Raw genomic sequence first — 21,660 nt, forward strand, 5'->3', positions numbered from 1 at the left:
AGGGCCGAGCGCGAGGCCGAGGCCACGCGCGCCGCGAAGGAGGACGCGCGCCTCGAAGGCCACAAGCGGGACGAGGAATGAGCGGCCGGCCGGCAAAGCGGTCCCTGACCCTGCGCGGCCACCGCACCAGCGTCTCGCTGGAGGATCCGTTCTGGGACGAGTTCCGCCGTCTGGCCGACGCGCGCGGCCAGTCCGTCAACGACCTCGCCGCCGAGATCGACGCGGGCCGGGGCCTGACCTCGGGGCTTGCCTCGGCGATCCGCGTCTTCGTGCTCGCGGAGGTGAAGGCCGGCCGCTGACGCCCGCCTCAGCGCCGCGACACGCGCAAGCGGATGCCGTCCCGCGCGCGCACGGTCAGGTGCGCCACCGGCACCGGATCGTCGCCCGCCACCCTCTCGAAGCGGAACGCGCGCACAAGCAGCGCAAGCAGAAGCGGTCCCTCGACCATCGCGAAGCCCGCGCCGGTGCAGGCGCGCGCGCCGGCCGAGAACGGGATGAACGCCTCGCGCAGGCACGCCTTGCCGTTCTCCGTCCCGAAGCGGCCCGGATCGAAGGCGTCGGGCCGATCCCAAAGGCGGGTGTGCCGGTGCAGATGCCACGGCGAGACCACGATCTGCGCAGCCCTGGGGATGTCGCGGTCGCGGAACCGTTCGGGGCATGTCGTTTCGCGGACCATCATCGGCACGGGCGGATACAGCCGCAACGCCTCGCGGAACACGTCGCGCGCGACCCGCAAGGCCGCGATGTCGCCAAAGGCGGGCCGCGCGCCCAAGGCCCCGGCCTCCGCGGCGACGCGGTCCTGCCATTCGGGATAGCGCGCAAGTAGATAGAGCGCCCAGCTTGCGGCGCTGGCGCTGGTCTCGTGGCCCGCGAGAAAGAAGATCGCGACCTGGTCGACCATCTCCGAGGCCGAAAGGCGCGCGCCCGTCTGGGGGTCGCTGGCCGTCAGGATCTTGGTGGCGAGGTCGTCGGGCGCCCCGCCCTGCGCGATGGCCTCCGCGCGGGCCGACACGAGATCGGCAAGGGCCGCACGGATCCGCCGCGCCGAGGCGCGCGTGGCGGCGCGGTGGCCGCGCGGAAACCAGCGCGGCAGCGGCAGGAACGCCCCGAGGTTCAGGATCGGCTGCGTTCGCTGAAAGATGCGGAACTCGCGATAGACGCGCGCGGCCATCCCGTCCTCGATCGGGATCGAAAAAAGCGTGCGGAAGATGACGTCGGCGGCGGCATGGCTCATCGCCTCCTCCATCTCCTGAACGCCCTCGCCCATGCGCGCGACGGCGGCCTCGGCGGCCTCGAGCATCGCGGGATAGGTCTCGCGCAGGCGGCCGCCCTCGAAGGCGGGGTCGATGATCCGCCGCTGCCGCGCCCATTCCTCGCCGTTCGTCACGAAGACCGAATTGCCCAGGAGCGGCCGAAGCCCCTCGCCCACGCGGTCCGACTTGGGAAAGTCCATCGGCCGCGCCCTCAGGACTTCTTCTACAAGATCAGGCTGGTTCAAGAGGAAGGAGCGAAAGAACGGCGTGCGGAATTCGGCCATCCACGCGCCATAGAGCCGTTCCGGCTGCGCCGAGAGGATATCCTGCCGGAACAGACGCATGTACCGCCAGAGCGAAACGCGCGCCGCGCGGGCCATCGGTTTCGGGGGAAGGTCGTTCCCGCCGCCCGTCATGCGGCCCGGTCGGTGTGGCGGCTGAGCGCGCGCTCGATCCGGCTTTTCGACGGACGGCGGGCGGCGAAGCGGTCGGACAGGGTGCGCGGTCCCGCGGTGATGGCGAAGTAATCGTATTCGCCCGGATCGCCCGAGAGGTTGTCGAAAGCGTTTAGATACTGGAAGTGCCGTTCGAGAAAGCGCCAGCGCAGGGCCGATTGCGCATCGGCCGACAGGGTCCGGCTGAAGGCCGCCGAGATCACGAGGGGCCAGCGCTTGTCGGGCGGCGCGACGCCCGAAACCGCCACGGGATCACAGAGCGCGAAGGTGCATCCGTCGCCCGGCGCGGAGACGTCGATCCATGTCAGGCGCGCGCTTGCCGACAGGAGCGCGAGGTCCGCCCGCAGCCGCCGCGCACCAGGCAGGAAGCTGACCATCGGGATGACCTGCCCCAGCGTGAGAAGACCGAGCGCCGGCCCGTCGCAGGGCACGCGGCCCGCACGGATCAGGTCGGCGATCACCGAGACGGCGAGATAGGCGCCCGAGGAATGGCCCACGACGAGAACCTCGTCGGCCTCGCCCCCGAGCGCTCCGGCGATGCGCTCGGCGAATTCGGCCATCCGCGCCTCCTGCGCGGCGGGATAGGCACCGTCGTGGCGGGCCGAGAAGGCGTAATCGTGCATCAGGTACCACGCAAGCAGGTGGTCGCGCCGGCGGAACCAGCGCACGAGCCCGTATCCCGCACCGGACGCGGGCACGAGCCCCAGAAGGCCGTAGCCCGCCGGCAGGACGGCCGCGGTCCCCGCGGCGACCCCGAGGAAAACACCCGCGGCGGCCAGAAGCTGCAGCAGAAGGACCGCCAGGGGGAAAAGCGCCGCGATCACCGGCCCCTTCCTCAGCCGGGCGAGGCGGAACAGCGTGCCCGACCTGAGGTAAATCCACGCCGTGCGCAGAAGCTGGCCATAGGTCGCGGCGATGCCCCCGCCCATGGAGGACCTGACGATATCGGCCCAGTGCAGCACTTCGACCTCGGTCTGCGTGGCCGCGCCCTCGATGCGCGCGCTGACGCGCCAGCCAAAGCGCGCATCGCCGCACGGGGGCGACAGGGCGATCTCGTGGCCCGAAAACCCGGCCTGACGCGCGGCCTCGCGCCGGTAGCGTTCGCGATACTTGCGCGGCGGCACGGGATCGTATCCCGGCACATAGAGCACGATGCGCCGGCGGACGGGTCGCGCGTCTTGGCCGGGTCCGCTCATGCGGGCACGATACAAGGCAGGTCCCGGCCGCGGCCAGCGCTCAATTCAGCCCAGAAGCGCAAGGGCGGGGAACGTTTCGAGCAGCCAGAAGGCGAAGGCCGAGAAGGCGCCGGTGATCAGCGCCGTGCCGACACCGATCAGAAGGATGCCCATCGCCCGCTCGATCGCCTTCATGTGCCGCTTGAGCCGTCCCAGGACCGCCATCGCCCGGTCGATGAAGGCGGCGGCAAGCAGGAACGGGATGCCGAGGCCGATCGCGTAGATCCCCAGAAGCGCCGTGCCGCGCTCGACGCTCGCCTCGGTCGCCGCGATCGACAGGATCGCGCCCAGCTGCGGGCCGATGCAGGGCGTCCAGCCGAAGGCGAAGGCGAGCCCCAGGATGTAGGCCCCAAGCGCGGATCCGCCCCGGTCGCCCGCATCGAGCCGCGCCTCGCGGTTGAGGATCGGGATATTGATGATGCCGAGGAAATGCAGCCCGAAGACCACGATCACGACGCCCGCGACACGGCCGAGCAGGATCTGGTTCTGCAAGAAGAACTGCCCGAAGATCGACGCGGTGAAGCCGAGGAAGACGAAGACCGTGGACAGCCCCAGCACGAAGAACAGCGCCGCGAGGAGCGCCTTGCGACGGGCCGCGCGCGGCGATGCGCCCATCTCCTCGATGGTGATGCCGCCCATGTAGGCGAGGTAGGGCGGCACGATCGGCAGGACGCAGGGGCTGAGAAAACTCAGCGCGCCTGCGGCCAGCGCAACCAGCATCGCGGGCAGAAGCGACGCGTCGAAGAGATCGATCCCGAACATCGTGTCACAGGTAGACGCTTTTGGAGGCGCCGTCACGAGGGCGCTGCGTCACATTCACTCGATACGGCCGCACGACGAGGGGCGTGGACACCGCGCGTCACCCGCCTTAGGCCATGACGCATGCAATTGGATCTCGAGATCGACGCAACGGGCCTGAAATGCCCCCTGCCCGTCCTGCGCCTGCAAAAGCGCCTCGGCGAAGCCGCGCCGGGACAGGTCGTGCGCCTTCTGGCGAGCGATCCGATGGCGGCGATCGACGTCCCGCATTTCTGCGCCGAAGCGGGCCACGCGTTTCTCGGGACCGAGGACGGCGGCCCCGTTCCAGCGTTCCTCGTCCGGAAGGGCGGCTGAAAGCGCGCCCCCCGAGGCGGCGCCGCCGCCGCCCGCGCCCGCGCGACGCGTATTTGGAGAAAGATGAAGGACGCCCCGTCAGCGAAACAGCGTCAGCGCCCTTGGATCCCAGGCCAGCATGGTGCGCTCGCCCCGGTCGAGAACCCTTCGGCCCGGCATGTTGCGCGCCGAGACCGAAACCGTGGAGGGTGCGCCCTCGAGCGCGATGTCGTAGTAGGTCATGTCGCCGTAATAGGTGACCTCGTCCACGCGGCCCTCGATGCGGCGTGCGCCCGCGCCGTCGCCCTCGAAGAGGACCGTCAGGCTTTCGGGGCGGAGGCCGACGGCGGCAGGGCCCGGAGCCGCGCCGCCGGGCGCCTGGATCCGGTCGATCTCGGCCCGGCCGAGACCGGCGATGTCGGCCTCGACCCTGTCGCCATGGACCGCGACGACCTGGGCGGGCAGGAAGTTCATCATGCCGATGAACTCCGCCACGCGCCGCGAGGCGGGACGGCGGTAGAGCGTCTCGGGATCGTCGAGCTGGGCGATGCTGCCCTCGAACATGACCGCGATGCGGTCGGACATCACCAGCGCTTCCTCCTGGTCGTGGGTGACGAGGATGAAGGTGATGCCGACCTCCCGCTGGAGCTTGATCAGCTCGACCTGCATGACCTGGCGCATCTTCTTGTCGAGCGCCGAGAGCGGCTCGTCGAGCAGGAGCACGCGCGGCTTCAGGATGAGCGCGCGCGCGAGCGCGACGCGCTGGCGCTGGCCGCCCGACAGCGCATGTGCGGCGCGCGCGCCGAAGTCCGACAGACCCACCATCTCGAGGGCCTCGCCGACAGCGCGGCGCTTTTCCTCGGGCGACTTCCCTGACCTGCGCAGCCCGAAGCCCACGTTCTGGGCCACGGTCAGGTGCGGGAAGATCGCGTAGGACTGGAACACCAGGTTGGTGGGGCGGCGGTTCGGGGGCACGCCTTCCATGTCGCGGCCATCGAGGCGGATCGTGCCCGACGAGATGTCCTCGAAGCCCGCGATGGCGCGCAGGAGCGTGGTCTTGCCGCAGCCCGAGGGGCCGAGGAGCGAGAAGAACTCGCCCGAGCGGATCTCGGCGGTGATGCCGCGCAGCGCATGGTAGTCGCCGTAATACTTCTCGACATGGTCGAGCGTCACGATCTCGGGCGGGGGTGTGGTGTCTCTCACAGGAAACCTCCTGAATCCTTGACGCCGGCGCGGCGCAGGCCACGGCGGCGGAAGGTCTCGGCGATGACGAGGAGCGCGATGGACAGGATCACGAGGATCGTGCCGAGCGCCATGATCATGGGCAGGCGGGCCGGAAAGCGAAGCTGGCCCCAGAGGTAGACCGGCAGGGTCGGCGCGTTGCCGGAGAGGAAGAAGGCGATGATGAACTCGTCGAGCGAGATCGTGAAGCAGATCAGGAGCGAGGCCACGATGCCGGGCGCCACGAGCGGCAGGGTGACGAGGCGGAAGGTCGACCAGGGCGTCTCGCCGAGGTCGATCGAGGCCTCCTCGAGGCTTTGATCCATGTTGGCGAAGCTGCCCTGCAGGATCGCGATGGCGAAGGGCATGCACAGGAGCGTGTGACCGAGCACGATCGACCACAGCCCGCTTTCGAGGCCGAGCTGCATCAGCACCACGAGCAGCGAGATCGCGACGATCACCTCGGGCAGCACGAGGGGCAGCATGATGAACCCCATGATCCCCGTCTTCGCCGGAAAGCGGTAGCGCGTGGCGGCGCGCGCGGCGAAGAGCCCCAGGCACGTGGCGAGGATCGCGACGGAGACCGCGATGACCAGCGAGTTCCGCGTGGCCTGGTGCAGCGCCGGCGTCTCGAGGAGCAGGCCGAACCATTGCGTCGTGAAGCCCTGCAGCGGGAAGGCGATGATCGTGCCGTCGTTGAAGGCGAAGATCGGCAGAAGCAGGATCGGCGCGTAGAGGACGACGAGATAGAGGAGGGTGAACAGGACGAGGGGACGCGCCTTCATATGCCCGCCCTTCCCTTCGGCACCTTCGCGAAGACGAGGACCGAGCCCGCGGTGGCAAGGCCGAGAAGGCCAAGCACCGTCGCGGCGGCGCCAACGAGGCCGGGCCCGAGGGTGAAGATCGCGCGGATCACGATGATCTCGGCCACTGCGAGCCCGAGCGCCACCCAGAGGCCGCGCGTCTCTGCCAGCCACAGCCAGAAGCGGAGGCGGCTGACGAGCCAGAGCAGCGACAGCGCCACGATGGCCATGGCAAGCACCGCGAGCGTGGCCCCCATCGGCCGGTCGTTGAGGTCGAAGATCTGAGCATAGATCATGTTGGCGATCATGGTGCCGCCCGAGCCGCCGACGAGGCGCGGGGTGACGTAGTCGCCGACCGTTGGGATCGAGACGATGAGCACGGCAGCCAGCACGCCCGGCATCGCGAGGGGCAGCGTGACGCGCAGGAAGGTCATGGTCTTGCTCTCGCCCAGATCGCGCGCCGCCTCGAGCAGCGAGCGGTCTATCTTCTCCAGGCTGACGAAGATCGGCAGGATCGCGAAGGGCGCAAAGGCATGGGCGAGCGTGATGATGACCGCGTTGGCGTTGTAGAGGATGAAGGAAAGGGGCTCGTCTATGACGCCGAGCGCCAGAAGCGAGCCGTTGACCGGCCCGTCATAGGCCAGGATCACGCGCCACAGGAACACGCGGATCAGGTAGCTCGTCCAGAACGGGATCGTGATGAGGAACAGCCAGAGCGATTTGCGGTCGGGCGTGACGTGGAACGAGATGAAGTACGCGACCGGGAACGCCAGCACGACCGTGACCGCCGTGACCATCGCCGAGATGCGCAGCGAACGCAGCATCAGTTCGCGGTAGAGCGGGTCGGTCAGCGCCTCGGCGTAGTTGCCGAGCGTGAAGGTGCGGTCGATGGTCAGGAAATTCTGCGTCCAGAAGGAAAACAGCACGATCGTGGCCAGCGGGGCCGCAAGCAGAAGAATCGCGTAGGCCAGCGGAGGGCCGACGATCACAATGCCCTTGCCGTTTTCGCTTCTGAGCGCGCGCGAGATGGCGTTCATGCAACTCCCCCGGACCCTGACCCGGTCCCTCCGGACGGGGCCCAATCTGCGCCCGCGGGAACCGACAGTGCAACCGATGCGGCGCTGCCGCAAGAGGTGTTCGCGCCCGCATTCAGGTCGCGACGATCTCCTGCACGCTTTCGAAGCATTCGAGAACGGGCGGGCCGTCATACATGGCGCCCGAGGATTTCGCCCCCTTGTGCGCGGCACGGAACGCCTCGGACCTCGTCCAGGCCTCGAAGGCATCGCGGCCCGACCACAGCGTGTGCGAGACATAGAGGCGCGCACCCTCCTCCGCCGCGCCGCGCATCAGGTGGAAGCTGACGAAGCCGGGGACGGATTTCAGATGGCTGTCGCGGCTGTTCCACATGGCCTCGAAGGCCTGTTCCTGGCCAAGGTTCACGCGAAAACGGTTCATGGTGAGGTACATGGAGGTGGCTCCTTCGGACGAATGGGGCGGCCTTGCGGCCGGAGCACCGCGGCCGCGGCCGCGCTGCGAATGCGCGTTGCGGATCCTTTCGCGGGGACTGGCAGATGCCAAGCAAGAAAAAGGCCGCCCGAAGGCGGCCTTTTCCCGAAGATCGTCGCGCCGATCAGCGCTTGGAGAACTGGAAGCTCCGGCGCGCCTTGCGCTTGCCGTACTTCTTGCGCTCCACCACGCGGCTGTCGCGGGTGAGGAAGCCTGCCGCCTTGAGCGCGCCGCGGAACGACGGTTCGTAAAGCTGCAGCGCCTTGGAGATGCCGTGCTTGACCGCGCCGGCCTGCCCCGAGAGGCCGCCGCCCTTCACGGTCGCCATCACGTCGAACTCGCCCTCGACGCCGGTGATCTGGAAGGGCTGGCGCAGGATCATCTGCAGCACGGGACGCGCGAAGTACGTGTCGATCGGCTTGCCGTTCACGGTCACGACGCCCGAACCCGGCTTGATCCAGACGCGGGCGACCGCGTCCTTCCGCTTGCCGGTGGCGTAGGAGCGCCCGAGCGCGTCGCGCACGGGTTCACGCGGGATTTCCTCGAAGGCGGACGCGGCAGGCGCGCCGGTCGCCGGGGTGCCATCGACGGCGCCCTTGAGCTCGTCGAGCGAAGAAAGGGTCTCGGCCATGGTTATGCCTGCCTCGTGTTCTTGGGGTTCATCGAACGGACGTCCAGCACCTTGGGCTGCTGCGCCTCGTGCGGGTGCTCCGCGCCGGCATAGACGCGCAGGTTGGTCATCTGCTGGCGCGACAGGCGGTTGCCGGGCAGCATCCGCTTCACGGCCTGGAAGACGACGCGCTCGGGGTGCGGCCCCTCGAGGATCTCGCCGGTCGTGCGCGACTTGATACCGCCCGGATAGCCGGTGTGGCGGTAGTTTGGCTTGTCGCGCTTGTCGCCCGTCACCTGCACCTTTTCGGCGTTGATGACGATGACGTTGTCGCCCATGTCCATGGACGGCGTGAAGCTCGGCTTGTGCTTGCCGCGCAGCCGCATGGCGATGATCGAGGCGAGACGGCCCAGAACGACGCCCTCGGCGTCGATCAGGATCCATTCCTTCTCGATATCCGCCGGAGTGGCAGAGAAGGTTTTCATCACTTAACCCTTTTCGGTCCTGTTCGGGGGCCTCGGCGAACACCTCGGCCGGAAACGCGAGGGGACACGCGCCAGATTGATGGCTTGCATCCCCGTTCGGATTGCGCCCTTCTAAGCTATTCCGCGCCAGCGTCAAGCCTGTCGAAGCCGCGGGAATCGTTATATAACAATGGCTTGCAGTTAGGGTATCATTTTACCCCACACCTGATCGCCGCCAATGGCGACGCAGATGGCCGCGACCGCCGGGCGCGACCGCCGCGCACAGTTAGGACCGGGCCGCCACGGGCTTGGGCCCCTCGCTCGACAGGAACGCGGCGATGGGCGACAGGGCGGGCACGGTTTCGCAGATGACGCGCGCGGCGATCATCATCGGAACGGCGAGGAACATGCCGATGAACGACCATGCCCAGCCCCAGAACGCCACCGACAGGAACACCAGAAGCGGGTCGAGCTTGAGGTTCCGGCCCACCGCGTGGGGCGTCACGAAGTTTCCCTCGATCGTGGTCATGGCGAAATACGCGCCCGCCGCCAGCGCCGCCTGCCCCACCGTGTCGAAGGTCACGATGCCGATCGCCGCCGTCACGGTGATGCCCACGATGGCGCCGAGATAGGGCACGAAGTTCAGCACGGCCGCCATCACGCCGAACAGGACCGGGTTCGGCATTCCCGCCGCCCACAGGGCCATGCCGACGGCGAGTCCCAGAGTGACGTTGATGGCCGCGACCGTCAGGAAATACCGGCTGAGCGTGCTCTCGATGCTCTGCACGATCTCCACGGCGCGGCGCTTGTCCGTCCGGTTCGGCAGGACGGCAACGAGCTTGCGCTGCAGAAGGTCGCCGGAGGCGAGCAGGAAATACAGCAGCACGAGCGTGAACACGATCTGCCCCGCCACGAAGGGCGCCGTCATCGCCATGCGCGTCAGAAGGCCGGGGCCTGTGGAGACGACGACCTCCTCCCCCTCGCCCGTCACGGGCGCGCCGGGCGGAATGCCGCGCGGCTGGTCGTCGCCGGCCGCGACCCGGCTCAGTTCCTCTCCGGCGTCCGAGACCGTCTCGATCGCCTCGGAGACGCCGCGAAGCTTGCGCTCGACATCCGCCGCGATCGCCGGGGCATTCTCGAGGTAGGTCTGCACGGGGCCTGCAAGCACGAAGATGAGCACGCCGATCGCGACGAAAAGCGCAAGCACGAGCGCAATCGACGTGAGGGCCGCCGGCACGCCCCGGCGTGAGGCCCATTTGCGGATCGGCGCGAAGGTCAGGGCCAGCAGGATGGCCAGCATCACCGGCATGAGGAACGTGCGCGCAAGCACGACCACCGCCATGACGGCGAGGACCGCAAGGACGGCGAGGACCGCCGACGGTGCGACGATCGGGGAGGAACGCGACTCTGACACTGGGGCTGGGGATCCTGCAACTTCGAGCATGGACAACGCCGCATCCGCCGGGAAGTTTCCGGGCCTCGGCCCGCCGCCTCAGTCGGGCCGGCAGATCTCGCCCCTCAGCGCCGCCACCACCGTGCGCACGGCAAGGCCCGCCACGACCAGTACCAGCGCCGCCAGCACGACGAGGCCGATCGCCTCGTGAAGCGGGCTGGCGATCGCGCGGCCATAGGTGAACGAGGCGATGGACAGGGCGGCGAGCGGAAAGCTGAGCGCCCACCACGACAGCGCGAAGGGAAGCGTGCGCAGCTTCGGCACCTGCACGAGCACCAGCGCCGTGAAGGCATAGGCCATGCTGACCAGCATCTTCGCCGCAGGATCCACGCCGCCAGTAAGGCGGACATAGGCCACGAACGCCAAGGCGGGCGGGGCGATCAGGATGACCATGGTCGGAAACAGCCGCGCGGGGATCGGATCATGGAAGATCAGGCGGTTGAACACCAGCGTCAGCAGCACCACCCAGAAGATCATTCCCGCCGAGAAGAACAGCCACGAGGTCTCGGTCCAACCCAGCTCGACCCCGGCCAAAGGCACGATCACGTTGCCGACGGCGGGAATGAACCAGGCCGGCGTCAGGTGCCCCACCTGGAAGGCGCGGTGGCTGATCCAGCCCGAGATCACGGCGATCGTCAGCACCCCCTGCCCCGTCATGCCCACGATCCAGACCGGCTCGGCGATTGCGGGATAGGACGACGCGAAGGCCGTCGACATCAGCAGAAGCGAGATCGAGATCGTGGGGAAGAAGGCGATCTTGACGGGATGGCGCCATTCCGCGGCGACGGCGCCGGGATGGCGCAGCGTCTTGGCGACGTAGAGTGCTGCGATGAGCACGAATGTCGCGAGCCCGGCCCAGAGCATCGCAAGCGCAAGGGGCGCGGCGAAGGCGAAGCTCGCCGAGGCCGCGTGAAACGCGAGCGTCAGGCCGAACAATCCCATCAGGACCGCGAAGAATGTCACGGGAAGATGCTCCAGCCAGTGCCCCGCCGGCTCCATCGCCGCGTGGGTGGCCTCGCCTCCGGCTTCGGTCATCTGCTCGCCCCTACAAGTTGCACTTGTCAATCATCTACGCCCGCCACCGCCCGAATGCAGCGGCGCGTCCTGTCGCAGGGCGCGCGGCGCCCGCGTCAGCGCTCGGGCGGAATCGAGTAGGTCAGCGACGCCCGCGCGACGGGCGCCTCCATCCCCTCGGAGAACAGCTGGCACTCCCCCACCGCCAGCACACGGCCAAGCTTAAGCAGGCGGCACTCGCAGATCAGGTCCGCGCCCGCGGCGGGCTTGCGCATGAAGTCGATCGAACAATTCGTGGTCACCGCCAGCGCCTTGGGTCCGATCATGGTGAGGATCGCGAGATAGACCGCGACGTCGGCCAGCGCGAACATCGAGGGGCCCGATACCGTCCCGCCCGGCCTGAGATGGCGGTGCGCGACTGGCATCCGCACGCGAATGCGCATCTCGCCCGCCTCCTCGATCACGAAATCGCCGGCGGTCTGCGGAAACTCCGCCTCGAGAAACCGCGCCAGCGCGGCCTCGTTCATTTCCAGTCCCATGTCCCTGCCTGTTCCCCCCCGCCTCATTTCCCGCTAAGTTGCCGGCCGGTGGAACGACTGGCAAGGGAGAGACCGGGGTGGCCGACGACATTCTGCTGCGCGAGGATCGCGGCGCGGTGACATATCTCACGATGAACAGTCCGGGCAACCTGAACGCGCTGTCGGACGCCATGCTGGCCGAGCTGACGGGCGCATTCGGCGATCTCATGGCCTCGGACACGCAGCGGGTGATCGTCCTGCGCGGAGCGGGCAAGGCGTTCTGCGCCGGGCACGACCTCAAGGAGATGACCAACAAGCGCCAGGCCAACGACGACGGCGCTTCGGCGATGCGCGACCTGTTCGACCGCTGCTCGAACATGATGCAGATGATCTCGCGGCTGCCGCAGCCGGTCATCGCCGAGGTGCACGGCATCGCTACCGCCGCCGGCTGCCAGCTGGTCGCGTCTTGCGACCTCGCCGTTGCGGCCGAGGGCACGCGCTTCGGCGTCAACGGCGTGAACATCGGCCTGTTCTGCTCGACGCCCATGGTGGCGCTGTCGCGCAACGTGCCCCGAAAGCAGGTCTTCGAGATGCTGACGACGGGTGAATTCATCGATCCGCACCGCGCGCGCGAGCTTGGCCTCGTCAACCGCGTCGTCGCGCCCGAAGCCCTTTCGGAGGAGGCCGAGGCGCTCGCCACCAAGATCGCCTCGAAGCTCGGATCGGCCGTGCGGATCGGCAAGCGCGCCTTTTACGAGCAGATCGAACTGCCGCTCGACCAGGCCTACAGCCTCACGGGCGCCGTCATGGTCGAGAACATGCTGAACCGCGACACCGCGGAGGGCATCGCGGCCTTCCTCGACAAGCGCGCGCCAGACTGGTCGCAGGACGGCTGAGGCGCCGCGACAGGCGGGGTCAGACCCCGTAGATCGCCCCGAACTTGGCGTCGAGATAGTCGAGAAGCGGCGCCTCCGACACCTTGCGCCCCGCCGCGTGCTCGATCGTGTCGCGCGGCGGGCGCAGGCCGCCATGGCGCTGCAACCTCTCGCGCAGCCACGCGGTTGCGGGAGACGGATCGCCCTTGGCCAGCGACGCGTCCAGATCCGGCAGATCCGCGCGCAACGCCTCGTGCAGGACGCCCGCGTAGACGTTCCCCAAGCTGTAGGTGGGGAAATAGCCGAACAGACCGACGGACCAGTGCACGTCCTGCAGGACGCCGTGCCTGGGCTGATCGACCGACACGCCGAAATCGGCACGGAAGCGGTCGTTCCACGCGGCCTCCAGATCCCCGACCGCCAGATCGCCCGAGATCAGCGCGCGCTCGAGGTCGAAGCGCAGCATGACGTGGAGGTTGTAGTGCACCTCATCGGCCTCGGTCCGGATATAGCCCGAGGTCACGCGGTTCACGGTGGCGTGGAACGCCTCCGGCCCATCGACGCCGATGTCGCCGAACATGTCGCGCATCCGCCCGTAGAGCCACCCGGTGAAGGCGGCGGACCGGCCCAGCTGGTTCTCGTAGATGCGGCTCTGGCTTTCGTGCACGCCCATCGAGACACCCTGCCCGAGAGGCGTCAGCGCATAGTCGCGCGACACGTTCTGCTCATAGGCGGCGTGGCCGACCTCGTGGATCGTGGAATAGAAGCACCCCAGCGGCTCCATCTCGTCCACGCGCGTGGTGATCCGCACGTCCGCGCCCGAACCCGACGAGAACGGGTGCACGGCCAGGTCGATGCGCCCATGCTCGAAGTCGTAACCGAAGGCCCGCGCGATCTCGGCCGACAGCGCAAGCTGGATGTCCTTGGGAAACCGTCCCGCAAGCGCCGGCGGGGGCGCGCCCCCCGCAAGGATCCGCGCGCGCAGATCGACCAGCCGCGGGCGCATCCGCCCGAAAAGCGCGCCAAGCTCCGCCGCCGTCATCCCCGGCTCGAAATCGTCCACGAGCGCGTCGTAAAGGTCGCTCCCGCCGGCCAGCGCCTCGGCCTCGACACGCTTCAGCCGCACGACGTGCGACAGCGTCGGCAGGAAGGCGGCGAAATCGTCCGCCGCCCGCGCCCGCGCCCAGACGCCCTGCGCCACCGACGTCACCCGCGCCAGTTCGGCGGCCAGATCGGCGGGCACCTTCGTGGCGCGCCGATGGGCGCGCTCGATCAGTCTCAGCTGCGCGGCGTCGGCCTCGGTCCCCGGCTCGGCCAACGCCAGCATCTCGCCCACCCAAGGGTCCGAGCGGCGCGCGTGCAGGACGCTCTCGAGCGCCCCAACCTCCTCGCCACGCTGCTCCGCGGCGCCGGGCGGCATCATCGTCTCCTGGTCCCACCCCAGGCGGCCCATGACCTGCGCCAGCGCCTCGGTCTGGCGCTGATGGGCGAAAAGCTCGGACATGGCGCTCATGCGGTTCCCCTCACGGATTGGCGCAGCGGGTAGATCGAGACGAACCGCGCGCGCAGGATCAGGACGATCAGGACGACCGCCCCGAACTGGTGGGCGATGGCGAAATACCAGGGCGCCGAATAAAGCACGGTGACAATCCCCAGCGCGATCTGCAGAAGCATCATCGCCATCATGGCGTGGAAGGCCCCCCGCGTCGCGGTCCGCGCCGAACGGCGCCCCGCAAGCCATGCGGCGACCGCTACGGCCAGCAGCAGGTATCCGGCCATGCGGTGGATGAACTGCACCGTCCCGTCATTCTCGAACAGGTTGCGCCACCACGGGTCGAGCGCCCACATCGCGGGCGGCGTGAAGCCTCCCGCCATCAGCGGCCAGTCGGGATAGTTGCGGCCCGCGTCGATCCCGGCGACCAGCGCGCCGATCAGGATCTGTGCGAAACTCAGGTGCAGGACGCCCGTGGCCATCCCCTTCAGCCTGCGGTCTCCCTCGCGCCGCGCCGACATCAGGTCCGCCTCGTCCCGCCCGAGCCGCAGGACGAACCACGCGATCAGCGCCAGGATCAGGAATGCGAGGCCGAGGTGCACCGCAAGCCTGTAGGAGGCCACGTCGAGCCGCCCCTCCGTCAGCCCCGAGGACACCATCCACCAGCCGATCGCCCCCTGAGCGCCCCCGAGCGCCCCCAGAAGCAACGCGCGCCCCGTCCATCCCGGCGGCATCATTCGCGTCGCCAGAAGCCCCACGAAGCCAACGGCCCAGACCAGCCCGATGAACCGGCCCAGCTGCCGGTGGCCCCACTCCCACCAGTAGATGAACTTGAACTCCTCGAGGCTCATGCCCCGGTTCTGCAGCTGGTACTCGGGGATCTCGCGGTAGGCGTCGAACTCCGCCTGCCAATCCTCGGCCGATAGCGGCGGCACGGCGCCCGTCACCGGCGCCCATTCCGTGATCGAAAGCCCGCTGTCGGTCAGACGCGTCAGCCCACCGACCGCGATCATCACCACGACGAGCGCGAAAAGCGTCATGAGCCAGACGCGCAGGAAACGCCGCCCGCGGCCCCGGTCGCGGCTCACGCCGCCGGGGCTCGCCGCCTGCTTCCTCGTCTCGCCGACCTCTTCGAAGATGCTGCGCTTTCCGGCCATCGCCCGTCCCCCGTCGATCTCGCACCCTGACCTATCGCGGCGCCCCAGCCCCTTCAAGCGCCTGCGACCGCATGGACCCGCGCACACACCCCCGGGGCCATACCCGCGCGCGTCTCCTTCATCTTTCCGCAAATACGCAAACGCCCGCCGGGCGCCAGCGGCGGGGCGGGCTCGATGCCCGTCCCGGCGCTTCCCCCCTCAGGTCCGGTCGTCGCGTCCCGCCCACCGCACCATCTGGCGCATCATCCCGTGCAGGGTCTGAACGTCCGCCCGCGTCAGCGGGAGCCGCGACCAGAGGTTGCGCAGGTTCGTCTTCATGCCCGCCGCCTTGGCCTCAGGAAAGAAGAACCCGGCCGCCTCGAGCCGGTCCTCGAAATGATCGCCGAGCGCCGCGATCTCGGCGCCCGTGGCGAAATCCGTTCGCGCCATCTCCATCACGGCCTGCGGCGTCTCCACCGTCGCGCGGCGCCACTCGTAGGCGCACAGGAGCACGCATTGCGCGAGGTTCAGCGACGGAAACTCGGGGTTCACGGGCACCGACACGACCGCGTTCGCCCGCGCGATGTCGTGGTTCTCCAGCCCCGCGCGCTCGGGCCCGAACAGGACGGCGACGCGACCGCCCCGTGCGATCATCTCGCGCGCCTCGATCATGGCGCGCTCCGGCGTCACGACGGGCTTGGTCAGCCCCCGCTCGCGCGCCGTCGTCGCGTAGACGTAGGTGCAGTCCCCGATGGCCGAGGGCACGTCGTCGAACAGCCCCGCCCGGTCCAGGAGCCGCCCCGCCCCGCTGGCCAGCGCGACCGCGCGTTCGTTGGGCCAGCCGTCCCGCGGATGCACGACGCGCATCCGGTCGAGGCCGAAGTTCCACATCGCGCGCGCCGACGCGCCGATGTTCTCGCCCATCTGCGGGCGGACGAGGACGAAGGCGGGCTGGCTCGCCATGTGGGGGGATGTCTCCTGCATGGGCAGCCCGATACATCCCGCGCCTGCCTGCGGCAAGGCCGGGCTTGGGCGGCTCCGCCCGCGCGGGCCTTGCGGGGCGCCACGCGACGGCGTAGTGACGGGCCGCACCCCAGCCGAGGCACCCGGAATGGCCGAGACCGAAACGCCGCAGATCTACCTGATCACGCCCGCAGCCTTCGAGCCGGACGCCTTCGCGCCCATCCTCGCCCGCATCCTCGACGTGACCCTGGTCGCCTGCCTGCGCCTCGCGCTCGCCGACACCGATGCCGACGCGCTCGCGCGCGCCGCCGACGCCTGCCGCGAGATCGCTCATGCCCGCGACGTGCCGCTCGTGATCGAGCGTCATGCCGGCCTCGTCGAGCGCCTCGGCCTCGACGGCGTGCACCTGACCGACGCGGCGCGTTCGGTCCGGGCCACGCGCAAGGCGCTCGGCGCGGATGCGATCATCGGCGCGGGATGCGGCACGTCCCGGCACGACGGGATGAATGCGGGCGAGATCGGCGCCGATTACATCAGCTTCGGCCCGGTCGGCGAGACCGGTCTCGGCGAGGCCGAGCTTGCCCCGCGTGACCTCTTCGCGTGGTGGAGCGAGGTGATCGAGCTTCCCGTGGTGGCCGAGGGCGGGCTCGATCCCGCCCTCGTCGAAAGCTTCGCGCCGGTGACGGACTTCTTCGCGATCGGCCCCGAGATCTGGCGCACCGAGGATCCGCTGAAGGCGCTTCTCGCGCTCACGGCGCCCCTGCGCTAGGGACGGCGTTCCACGCCGCTCTCGAAGCCTGCGCGCACGGCCGCTTCCGCCGCCGCGGCAAGCGCCTTCCTGTCGCCGAAGTCCGCGACGCGCAGGGGGGCGTGGTAGACCACGCGCACCGATCCCTGACGCCGCACCGCCAGAACCGCAAGCAGGCTCGATCCGAAGCCAGCCCCGCCCCACCAGCCGTAGAAGGACGCAGGCTCTCCGTCCGGGGCCGCGTAGACGATGCTGACCGGCTGGATCTGCAGCGTCTCGCGCAGGCCCGGCGCGAAGAAGGCCGCGAAAAGCGTCGTGCGGAACGGCAGCACCCGCAAACCGTCGGTCGAGGTGCCCTCGGGGAAGAACAGAAGCCTGTGCCCCGCCTCCAGCCGCTCGGCGAGAAGCCTCGCCTGCCGCGCGGCGTCGGCCCTGTCGCGCCGGATGAAGACGGTCCCCGTCCCCCGCGCCAGCCAGCCGATCCCGCCCCAGCCCGCGACCTCGTCCTTCGCCACGAAGTAGAGGCGCTTGGAGGCATTCAGCACGAAGATGTCGAGCCAGCTCACATGGTTGGCCACGTAGGCGCCCATGCCGCGCATCGGCCGGCCCTCCACCCGGAGGGTCAGGCCGAAGAGGCGGCAGGCCGCGCGGCACACGCCTTGCGTGATCCACGGCGTCACCGGCCGCTCCGCGCCCCAGACCATGCGCTCGGCCGGACGCAGAAGCAGCAGAAGCGGAAAGCCCGTGGCCAGCAGGAGCAGCAGCGGCGCGGCCCGCCGCGCTGCCCTGAGCCTGTCGCGCAACGACAGCCGGGGCGGGTCCGGCGGCGGCGCGCCGTCCCATGTCATGCTCATGCGCGGCCCTCGCGCGCCAGCGCGCGGTCGCGCGCGTAGATCGCCCTGTGCCGGTCCGACATCCGCGCGACGTCCATCACGAGGCAGACGTCGATGCAGTTGAACGGAACGTCCACGAACGCGCCCTGCCCGACGAAGCCGCCGAGCCGCAGATAGGCCTTGATGAGCGCGGGCGTGGCACGGATCGCCGCGGGACGGTCGAGATCGGCCTCGGCGACCAGGTCCATGCGCTGGAAGCCCTCGGGGCGGGCGCGCGGCCGGATGTCCTGCGGCGCGAGATGCCGGTGATGCAGGAGCGACAGGGGGGCCGCAAGCGGCGCGGGATCGGTGCCGTGGAAGCTTGCCACGCCGAACATCACCTCGATCCCGTGCGTCGAGATGTAGTCCGCCAGCCCGTTCCAGAGATGCATCATCGCCGTCCCGCCCCGGTAGTGGGGATGCAGGCAGGACCGGCCAAGCTCCAGAAGCCTGCGCCCGGACGCACGCAGGGCCGAGAGGTCGTATTCGTCCTCGGAATAGAACTGGCCCGCGGCCTCGGCCTGCACGGCACGCATGAGGCGATAGACGCCCACCACGCGGTCGCCCTCGGCGCGGCGGGTGTCGCGCAGGAGCAGGTGGTCGAAATGGGGGTCGAAGCGGTCGGCCTCGAGGCGGGCGGCGTGATCGACGAGCGGCCCGTCGCCGCCAAGCTCCTCGACAAAGACGGCGTAGCGCAGTCGCTGGGCCTCGCGGACCTCGGCCTCGTCCGCGGCGAGGCGCAGCTCGAAATGGGAATCGTCGATGTGCATCCGCCAGCCCGTTGCCGCGCCCCTTCCAGCAGGTGGCGCAGATCGCCTCGCGATCGGGGTTAGCCGCGCGCCTGCCGCGATGCAAGCGGCGCCTCGGCCGATGCCGTGGACACGGCCGCCGACCGTTTTAAAGCCTTGTTAACCTTCCTCGCGGTAGGCAGGCTTTTCAAGGGGTCCGGCCGCCATCGCCGGGCACAGGGGAACCGGGCGCGGATCGCCCGCGACGCTTCAGGACAGGAATTCGATGATCAGAGTGACGCGCCTTCCGTCGAGGACGACCTTGCCCTCGTTCTCGAAATTAACCGTCAGCCTGCCGCCGACGTTGGACTGCACCTGTCCCAGCCCCCAGTCCGGCCGTGCGGGATGGCGCACGAACATGCCCGGCTCCAGCATCGCGTTCAGATCTTCGGACAATGGACCCCCGGCCGGTTGGAGCGCGTGATGGATGACAGGATGCATCCCGAACCGCAGAGCCTTGCGGACCTCGTGGGGTCGCGGCTCTGCCACGATCTAAGTAATCCCCTCGGCGCGATCGGCAACGGGGTGGAGCTGCTGGAAATGACCGGCGACGCGAAGGGCCCCGAGCTGGAGCTGATCGGCGACGCCGTCGCGGATGCGCTGGCGCGCGTCCGCTTCTTCCGCCTCGCCTTCGGCCATGCCGGCCCGGACCACATGACCAGCGCGCGCGAGGCGGCGGCGGCGCTCATGGACCTCTATCGCCGCGCGCGTGTCGCGCCGTCCTGGAAGCCGCAGAACGACCTTCCGCGGCGGCAGGTGAAGCTTGCCTTCCTCATGATGCTCTGCGCCGAGACCGCGCTGCCGATGGGGGGCGAGGTCGCGCTTACGATGCCCGCGGCCGGCCAATGGTCCCTCGTGGCCGAGGCCGACCGTATCGTGCTGGAGGAGGGATTGTGGGCTGTCCTGCGCTTCGGGCCCGGCGCGGCGGGCCGTCCGCTTCGCCCCTCCGAGGCGCAGTTCCTCGCCCTCTACGAGACCGCCGGGGTGATGGGCCTCACGGTGAACTTCGTCCAGGGCGACGGCGTCCTGCGCATCTCGACCGCCTGAGGGGCGCCGTCTAGCGCAGCGGCGTCAGGCCGTCGCGGAAGCGCCGCATCCGCTCGCGGTAATGCGCCGCCGAGGCCAGGAGCCCCGCCCGCGCCGCCTCATCGAGATCGCGCACGACCTTGCCAGGCATCCCCATCACGAGCGATCCGTCCGGGATCTCGCGCCCCTCGGGGATCAGCGCGCCCGCCCCCACGAGGCAGCCCGCCCCGATCCGCGCCCCGTTCAGCACCGTGGCGCCCATGCCGATCAGGCTTCCCTCGCCGATCGTGCAGCCATGCAGCATCGCCTTGTGGCCAATGGTGCAATTCGCGCCGATCGTCAGGGGATAGCCCATGTCGGTGTGGAAGACGCAGTTCTCCTGCACGTTGGAGCCCTCGCCCACGCGGATGTCCTCGTTGTCGCCCCGCAGCGTCGCGCCGAACCAGACCGAGGCTCCGGCTTCGAGGACGACGCGGCCGATGACGTTGGCGTCGGGCGCGACCCAGGTGTCGGGGTCGATCCGGGGGGCGATGCCGTCGAGCGCGTAGATCATGGCGTGGCGCCCTCCTCGAACTGGTCGTGAAGCGTGCGGACATGTGCGGCGAGGCCCGGTTGCTGCTCGCGCCGTAGCCGCTCGGCCGTGACGATGGTGCGCAGTTTCTCGAACGTCGCGTCGAGATCGTCGTTCACGAGGACGTAGTCGTAGCCGTCCCAATGGCTGATCTCGTCCCAGCTGCGCTGCATCCGCTTGGCGATCACGTCGGGCCCGTCCTGCCCGCGGCTGACCAGCCTTCGGTGCAGTTCGGGGATCGAGGGCGGCAGGATGAAGATCGACAGCGTATGACGCCCAAGGACCGAGTTGCGGATCTGCTGGGCGCCCTGCCAGTCGATGTCGAACAGCACGTCGCGCCCGGCCTCGATCGCGGCGCGCACGGGCGCAACGGGGGAGCCGTAGAAATTCCCGAAGACATGCGCGTGTTCCAGCATCGCGCCGTCCGCCACCAGCTTCTTGAACTCCGCCTCGCCGAGGAAATGGTAATGCTCGCCGTCGGCCTCTCCGGGACGCGGCGCGCGCGTGGTGGCCGAAACCGAGAACCTGAGCGAGGGGTCCCAGTCCATGAGCCGCCGCGCCAGCGTCGACTTGCCCGCGCCCGAGGGCGAGGACAGGATGATCAGAAGTCCCCGCCTCGGGGGGATGGGCGCGTCGACAGGCATGTTCATTCCACGTTCTGGACCTGTTCGCGGGTCTGGTCGATGGCGAGTTTCAGGTCAAGGCCGATGGCCGTCAGCGCCGCATCGCCCGACTTGGAGCACAGCGTGTTGGCCTCGCGGTTGAACTCCTGCATCAGGAAGTCGAGCTTCCGGCCCACGGGCCCGCCGGCCGCGAGCAGGTCGCGCACGGCGCCGACATGGGCGCGCAGGCGATCGAGTTCTTCCGTCACGTCCGATTTCACCGCAAGAAGCGCGAGCTCCTGCGCGACGCGTCCTTCGTCGAGATCGGCGGTGTCGAGGATCTTGCGGACGTTGGCGCGGAACGTCTCGGCCTGGCTGACCGCGCGCGCCTCGGCGGCGGTGCCGGCGGCCTCGGTCAGCGCCGCGATGCGCTCGATCTGTGCGGACAGGACCTGCGCGAGGGTGCGCCCCTCCGCCAGCCGCATCGCCGCGAAGGCGTCGATCAGGGCGTCGGCCTCGGCGAGAAGCGCCTCGGCCTCGGGCAGCTCGGGTGCGGCGGTGCTGTCGGCCATCCCGCGAAGCGCGAGAATGTCGGCCGGCGAAGGATGGGCCATCGCCATGCCCCGCGCCTCGGCGGCCGCGCGGATCTGCGTGAGCGCGGCCAGCGCGGCCTCCAGCGCCGCGGCATCGACGCCGGTGGCCGTGGCGTCCTCCGACCGCGTGGTCCGCAGGCTCACGCTGAGCGATCCGCGCGCGAGGCGGTCGGACAGCCGCTTGCGCAAGGGCGCTTCCAGCGCGCCCAGCCCATCGGGCAGCCGCAGCCGGATGTCGAGACCGCGCGCGTTGACCGAACGGATCTCCCATGTCCAGCGCAGGCCCGGCGCGGACCCCTCGGCGGTGGCGTATCCCGTCATGGAGGCGATGGCCCCGGCGCCCTCCGGTTCGTTAACCACTTGAAAACTC

General features: G+C 69.5%; 25 protein-coding genes and 1 pseudogene. 5 read left to right on the forward strand and 21 right to left on the reverse strand.

The genetic code is table 11. The features are described from left to right. Window positions 1-77 precede the first annotated feature (77 nt). Window positions 78-299: a ribbon-helix-helix domain-containing protein gene (locus P6F26_RS07790; protein ID WP_278028108.1), complete on the forward strand. Its 222-nt coding sequence runs from the start codon at window positions 78-80 to the stop codon at window positions 297-299. 8 nt (window positions 300-307) lie between these two features. On the opposite strand, the gene P6F26_RS07795 is transcribed toward P6F26_RS07790, so the two are convergent. Genes P6F26_RS07795 through P6F26_RS07805 form a run of 3 tightly spaced genes read right to left on the reverse strand, consistent with a single transcriptional unit; the run spans window position 308 to window position 3,705 of the window. Continuing rightward, on the reverse strand, window positions 308-1,669 hold the full coding sequence (locus tag P6F26_RS07795) for a cytochrome P450 (RefSeq protein WP_278028109.1): 1,362 nt from the start codon (window positions 1,667-1,669) through the stop codon (window positions 308-310). Continuing rightward, complete coding sequence (locus P6F26_RS07800; RefSeq protein ID WP_278028110.1) at window positions 1,666-2,904, reverse strand: hypothetical protein; 1,239 nt, start codon at window positions 2,902-2,904, stop codon at window positions 1,666-1,668. Before P6F26_RS07800 ends, P6F26_RS07795 begins: the two co-directional genes overlap by 4 nt. Window positions 2,905-2,949: 45 nt before the next feature. After that, a complete protein-coding gene (locus tag P6F26_RS07805; RefSeq protein WP_278028111.1) occupies window positions 2,950-3,705 on the reverse strand; it encodes a cytochrome c biogenesis CcdA family protein in 756 nt (251 codons plus the stop codon). A 120-nt stretch (window positions 3,706-3,825) separates the two neighbouring features. On the opposite strand from P6F26_RS07805, the gene P6F26_RS07810 reads away from it, so the two are divergent. Further along, the gene (locus P6F26_RS07810; RefSeq protein WP_278028112.1) at window positions 3,826-4,056 is read left to right on the forward strand and encodes a sulfurtransferase TusA family protein; all 231 of its coding nucleotides are present in this window, start codon (window positions 3,826-3,828) and stop codon (window positions 4,054-4,056) included. Between the two features lie 78 nt (window positions 4,057-4,134). On the opposite strand, the gene P6F26_RS07815 is transcribed toward P6F26_RS07810, so the two are convergent. The 9 genes and pseudogenes from P6F26_RS07815 to P6F26_RS07855 form a co-directional block, all read right to left on the reverse strand. Then, on the reverse strand, window positions 4,135-5,238 hold the full coding sequence (locus P6F26_RS07815; RefSeq protein ID WP_278028113.1) for an ABC transporter ATP-binding protein: 1,104 nt from the start codon (window positions 5,236-5,238) through the stop codon (window positions 4,135-4,137). After that, window positions 5,235-6,041: an ABC transporter permease gene (locus P6F26_RS07820; RefSeq protein WP_278028114.1), complete on the reverse strand. Its 807-nt coding sequence runs from the start codon at window positions 6,039-6,041 to the stop codon at window positions 5,235-5,237. The genes P6F26_RS07815 and P6F26_RS07820 overlap by 4 nt, the downstream gene beginning before the upstream one ends. Window positions 6,042-6,238: 197 nt before the next feature. Then, window positions 6,239-7,096, reverse strand: a pseudogene (locus P6F26_RS07825) (ABC transporter permease); the annotation flags it as partial. Window positions 7,097-7,208: 112 nt separating this feature from the next. Then, on the reverse strand, window positions 7,209-7,526 hold the full coding sequence (hmuQ, locus tag P6F26_RS07830) for a heme-degrading protein HmuQ (protein WP_278028115.1): 318 nt from the start codon (window positions 7,524-7,526) through the stop codon (window positions 7,209-7,211). 163 nt (window positions 7,527-7,689) lie between these two features. Next, window positions 7,690-8,196, reverse strand: a complete 507-nt coding sequence (gene rpsI / locus P6F26_RS07835) for a 30S ribosomal protein S9 (RefSeq protein ID WP_278028116.1) — start codon at window positions 8,194-8,196, stop codon at window positions 7,690-7,692. Between the two features lie 2 nt (window positions 8,197-8,198). Beyond that, window positions 8,199-8,660 (reverse strand): 50S ribosomal protein L13, encoded by a 462-nt coding sequence (rplM, locus tag P6F26_RS07840; RefSeq protein WP_278028117.1) that lies wholly within the window; start codon window positions 8,658-8,660, stop codon window positions 8,199-8,201. A 265-nt stretch (window positions 8,661-8,925) separates the two neighbouring features. Further along, window positions 8,926-10,053 (reverse strand): AI-2E family transporter, encoded by a 1,128-nt coding sequence (locus P6F26_RS07845; protein ID WP_278028118.1) that lies wholly within the window; start codon window positions 10,051-10,053, stop codon window positions 8,926-8,928. Between the two features lie 78 nt (window positions 10,054-10,131). Then, on the reverse strand, window positions 10,132-11,127 hold the full coding sequence (locus P6F26_RS07850; RefSeq protein ID WP_278028119.1) for an SLAC1 anion channel family protein: 996 nt from the start codon (window positions 11,125-11,127) through the stop codon (window positions 10,132-10,134). 95 nt (window positions 11,128-11,222) lie between these two features. Beyond that, window positions 11,223-11,645, reverse strand: a complete 423-nt coding sequence (locus P6F26_RS07855) for a PaaI family thioesterase (RefSeq protein WP_278028120.1) — start codon at window positions 11,643-11,645, stop codon at window positions 11,223-11,225. A gap of 77 nt (window positions 11,646-11,722) precedes the next feature. Here P6F26_RS07855 and P6F26_RS07860 point away from each other — a divergent pair, with 77 nt between their 5' ends. Then, window positions 11,723-12,520 (forward strand): enoyl-CoA hydratase, encoded by a 798-nt coding sequence (locus tag P6F26_RS07860; protein WP_278028121.1) that lies wholly within the window; start codon window positions 11,723-11,725, stop codon window positions 12,518-12,520. 19 nt (window positions 12,521-12,539) lie between these two features. Here the strand turns inward: P6F26_RS07860 and P6F26_RS07865 are convergent, their stop codons facing one another. The 3 genes from P6F26_RS07865 to P6F26_RS07875 form a co-directional block, all read right to left on the reverse strand. Beyond that, on the reverse strand, window positions 12,540-14,012 hold the full coding sequence (locus tag P6F26_RS07865; RefSeq protein ID WP_278028122.1) for a carboxypeptidase M32: 1,473 nt from the start codon (window positions 14,010-14,012) through the stop codon (window positions 12,540-12,542). Next, window positions 14,009-15,148, reverse strand: coding sequence for a heme A synthase (ctaA, locus tag P6F26_RS07870; protein ID WP_278028123.1), 1,140 nt, complete (start codon window positions 15,146-15,148; stop codon window positions 14,009-14,011). The genes P6F26_RS07865 and ctaA overlap by 4 nt, the downstream gene beginning before the upstream one ends. Before the next feature lie 198 nt (window positions 15,149-15,346). Beyond that, complete coding sequence (locus tag P6F26_RS07875; protein ID WP_347403034.1) at window positions 15,347-16,090, reverse strand: RNA methyltransferase; 744 nt, start codon at window positions 16,088-16,090, stop codon at window positions 15,347-15,349. A 148-nt stretch (window positions 16,091-16,238) separates the two neighbouring features. Here P6F26_RS07875 and P6F26_RS07880 point away from each other — a divergent pair, with 148 nt between their 5' ends. Next, window positions 16,239-16,859: a thiamine phosphate synthase gene (locus P6F26_RS07880; RefSeq protein ID WP_278028125.1), complete on the forward strand. Its 621-nt coding sequence runs from the start codon at window positions 16,239-16,241 to the stop codon at window positions 16,857-16,859. Here the strand turns inward: P6F26_RS07880 and olsA are convergent. From olsA to P6F26_RS07895, 3 genes are all read right to left on the reverse strand, one after another. Further along, window positions 16,856-17,692, reverse strand: a complete 837-nt coding sequence (gene olsA / locus P6F26_RS07885; protein ID WP_278028126.1) for a lyso-ornithine lipid O-acyltransferase — start codon at window positions 17,690-17,692, stop codon at window positions 16,856-16,858. The two genes, P6F26_RS07880 and olsA, sit on opposite strands and share 4 nt — an antisense overlap. Then, window positions 17,689-18,480, reverse strand: a complete 792-nt coding sequence (olsB, locus tag P6F26_RS07890; protein ID WP_278028127.1) for an L-ornithine N(alpha)-acyltransferase — start codon at window positions 18,478-18,480, stop codon at window positions 17,689-17,691. The genes olsA and olsB overlap by 4 nt, the downstream gene beginning before the upstream one ends. Before the next feature lie 228 nt (window positions 18,481-18,708). Next, entirely contained in the window at window positions 18,709-18,873 is a 165-nt protein-coding gene (locus P6F26_RS07895) for a DUF3553 domain-containing protein (protein ID WP_278028259.1), read from the reverse strand. Between the two features lie 48 nt (window positions 18,874-18,921). Between P6F26_RS07895 and P6F26_RS07900 the strand changes: the two genes are divergently transcribed. Beyond that, window positions 18,922-19,545, forward strand: a complete 624-nt coding sequence (locus P6F26_RS07900) for a histidine phosphotransferase family protein (RefSeq protein WP_278028128.1) — start codon at window positions 18,922-18,924, stop codon at window positions 19,543-19,545. Between the two features lie 10 nt (window positions 19,546-19,555). On the opposite strand, the gene P6F26_RS07905 is transcribed toward P6F26_RS07900, so the two are convergent. From P6F26_RS07905 to P6F26_RS07915, 3 genes are read right to left on the reverse strand one after another with little or no spacing between them, the layout of a single operon-like run. Then, on the reverse strand, window positions 19,556-20,077 hold the full coding sequence (locus tag P6F26_RS07905; RefSeq protein WP_278028129.1) for a gamma carbonic anhydrase family protein: 522 nt from the start codon (window positions 20,075-20,077) through the stop codon (window positions 19,556-19,558). Continuing rightward, window positions 20,074-20,745, reverse strand: coding sequence for a guanylate kinase (gmk, locus tag P6F26_RS07910; RefSeq protein WP_278028130.1), 672 nt, complete (start codon window positions 20,743-20,745; stop codon window positions 20,074-20,076). Before gmk ends, P6F26_RS07905 begins: the two co-directional genes overlap by 4 nt. Continuing rightward, window positions 20,742-21,650: a YicC/YloC family endoribonuclease gene (locus P6F26_RS07915; RefSeq protein ID WP_347403035.1), complete on the reverse strand. Its 909-nt coding sequence runs from the start codon at window positions 21,648-21,650 to the stop codon at window positions 20,742-20,744. The genes gmk and P6F26_RS07915 overlap by 4 nt, the downstream gene beginning before the upstream one ends. Window positions 21,651-21,660: the final 10 nt, after the last annotated feature.

Origin of the sequence: Roseicyclus salinarum, assembly GCF_029624655.1 — a bacterium.
Taxonomy (GTDB): domain Bacteria; phylum Pseudomonadota; class Alphaproteobacteria; order Rhodobacterales; family Rhodobacteraceae; genus Roseibacterium; species Roseibacterium salinarum.

What these genes read in the sequence shown, in the direction of transcription:
- P6F26_RS07790 (WP_278028108.1), top strand. Translation starts at nt 78, where the DNA reads ATGAGCGGCCGGCCGGCAAAGCGGTCCCTGACCCTGCGCGGCCACCGC.
- P6F26_RS07795 (WP_278028109.1), bottom strand. Translation starts at nt 1,669, where the DNA reads ATGACGGGCGGCGGGAACGACCTTCCCCCGAAACCGATGGCCCGCGCG.
- P6F26_RS07800 (WP_278028110.1), bottom strand. Translation starts at nt 2,904, where the DNA reads ATGAGCGGACCCGGCCAAGACGCGCGACCCGTCCGCCGGCGCATCGTG.
- P6F26_RS07805 (WP_278028111.1), bottom strand. Translation starts at nt 3,705, where the DNA reads ATGTTCGGGATCGATCTCTTCGACGCGTCGCTTCTGCCCGCGATGCTG.
- P6F26_RS07810 (WP_278028112.1), top strand. Translation starts at nt 3,826, where the DNA reads ATGCAATTGGATCTCGAGATCGACGCAACGGGCCTGAAATGCCCCCTG.
- P6F26_RS07820 (WP_278028114.1), bottom strand. Translation starts at nt 6,041, where the DNA reads ATGAAGGCGCGTCCCCTCGTCCTGTTCACCCTCCTCTATCTCGTCGTC.
- hmuQ (WP_278028115.1), bottom strand. Translation starts at nt 7,526, where the DNA reads ATGTACCTCACCATGAACCGTTTTCGCGTGAACCTTGGCCAGGAACAG.
- rpsI (WP_278028116.1), bottom strand. Translation starts at nt 8,196, where the DNA reads ATGGCCGAGACCCTTTCTTCGCTCGACGAGCTCAAGGGCGCCGTCGAT.
- rplM (WP_278028117.1), bottom strand. Translation starts at nt 8,660, where the DNA reads ATGAAAACCTTCTCTGCCACTCCGGCGGATATCGAGAAGGAATGGATC.
- P6F26_RS07850 (WP_278028119.1), bottom strand. Translation starts at nt 11,127, where the DNA reads ATGACCGAAGCCGGAGGCGAGGCCACCCACGCGGCGATGGAGCCGGCG.
- P6F26_RS07855 (WP_278028120.1), bottom strand. Translation starts at nt 11,645, where the DNA reads ATGGGACTGGAAATGAACGAGGCCGCGCTGGCGCGGTTTCTCGAGGCG.
- P6F26_RS07865 (WP_278028122.1), bottom strand. Translation starts at nt 14,012, where the DNA reads ATGAGCGCCATGTCCGAGCTTTTCGCCCATCAGCGCCAGACCGAGGCG.
- ctaA (WP_278028123.1), bottom strand. Translation starts at nt 15,148, where the DNA reads ATGGCCGGAAAGCGCAGCATCTTCGAAGAGGTCGGCGAGACGAGGAAG.
- P6F26_RS07875 (WP_347403034.1), bottom strand. Translation starts at nt 16,090, where the DNA reads ATGGCGAGCCAGCCCGCCTTCGTCCTCGTCCGCCCGCAGATGGGCGAG.
- P6F26_RS07880 (WP_278028125.1), top strand. Translation starts at nt 16,239, where the DNA reads ATGGCCGAGACCGAAACGCCGCAGATCTACCTGATCACGCCCGCAGCC.
- olsA (WP_278028126.1), bottom strand. Translation starts at nt 17,692, where the DNA reads ATGAGCATGACATGGGACGGCGCGCCGCCGCCGGACCCGCCCCGGCTG.
- olsB (WP_278028127.1), bottom strand. Translation starts at nt 18,480, where the DNA reads ATGCACATCGACGATTCCCATTTCGAGCTGCGCCTCGCCGCGGACGAG.
- P6F26_RS07895 (WP_278028259.1), bottom strand. Translation starts at nt 18,873, where the DNA reads ATGCTGGAGCCGGGCATGTTCGTGCGCCATCCCGCACGGCCGGACTGG.
- P6F26_RS07900 (WP_278028128.1), top strand. Translation starts at nt 18,922, where the DNA reads ATGGATGACAGGATGCATCCCGAACCGCAGAGCCTTGCGGACCTCGTG.
- P6F26_RS07905 (WP_278028129.1), bottom strand. Translation starts at nt 20,077, where the DNA reads ATGATCTACGCGCTCGACGGCATCGCCCCCCGGATCGACCCCGACACC.
- gmk (WP_278028130.1), bottom strand. Translation starts at nt 20,745, where the DNA reads ATGAACATGCCTGTCGACGCGCCCATCCCCCCGAGGCGGGGACTTCTG.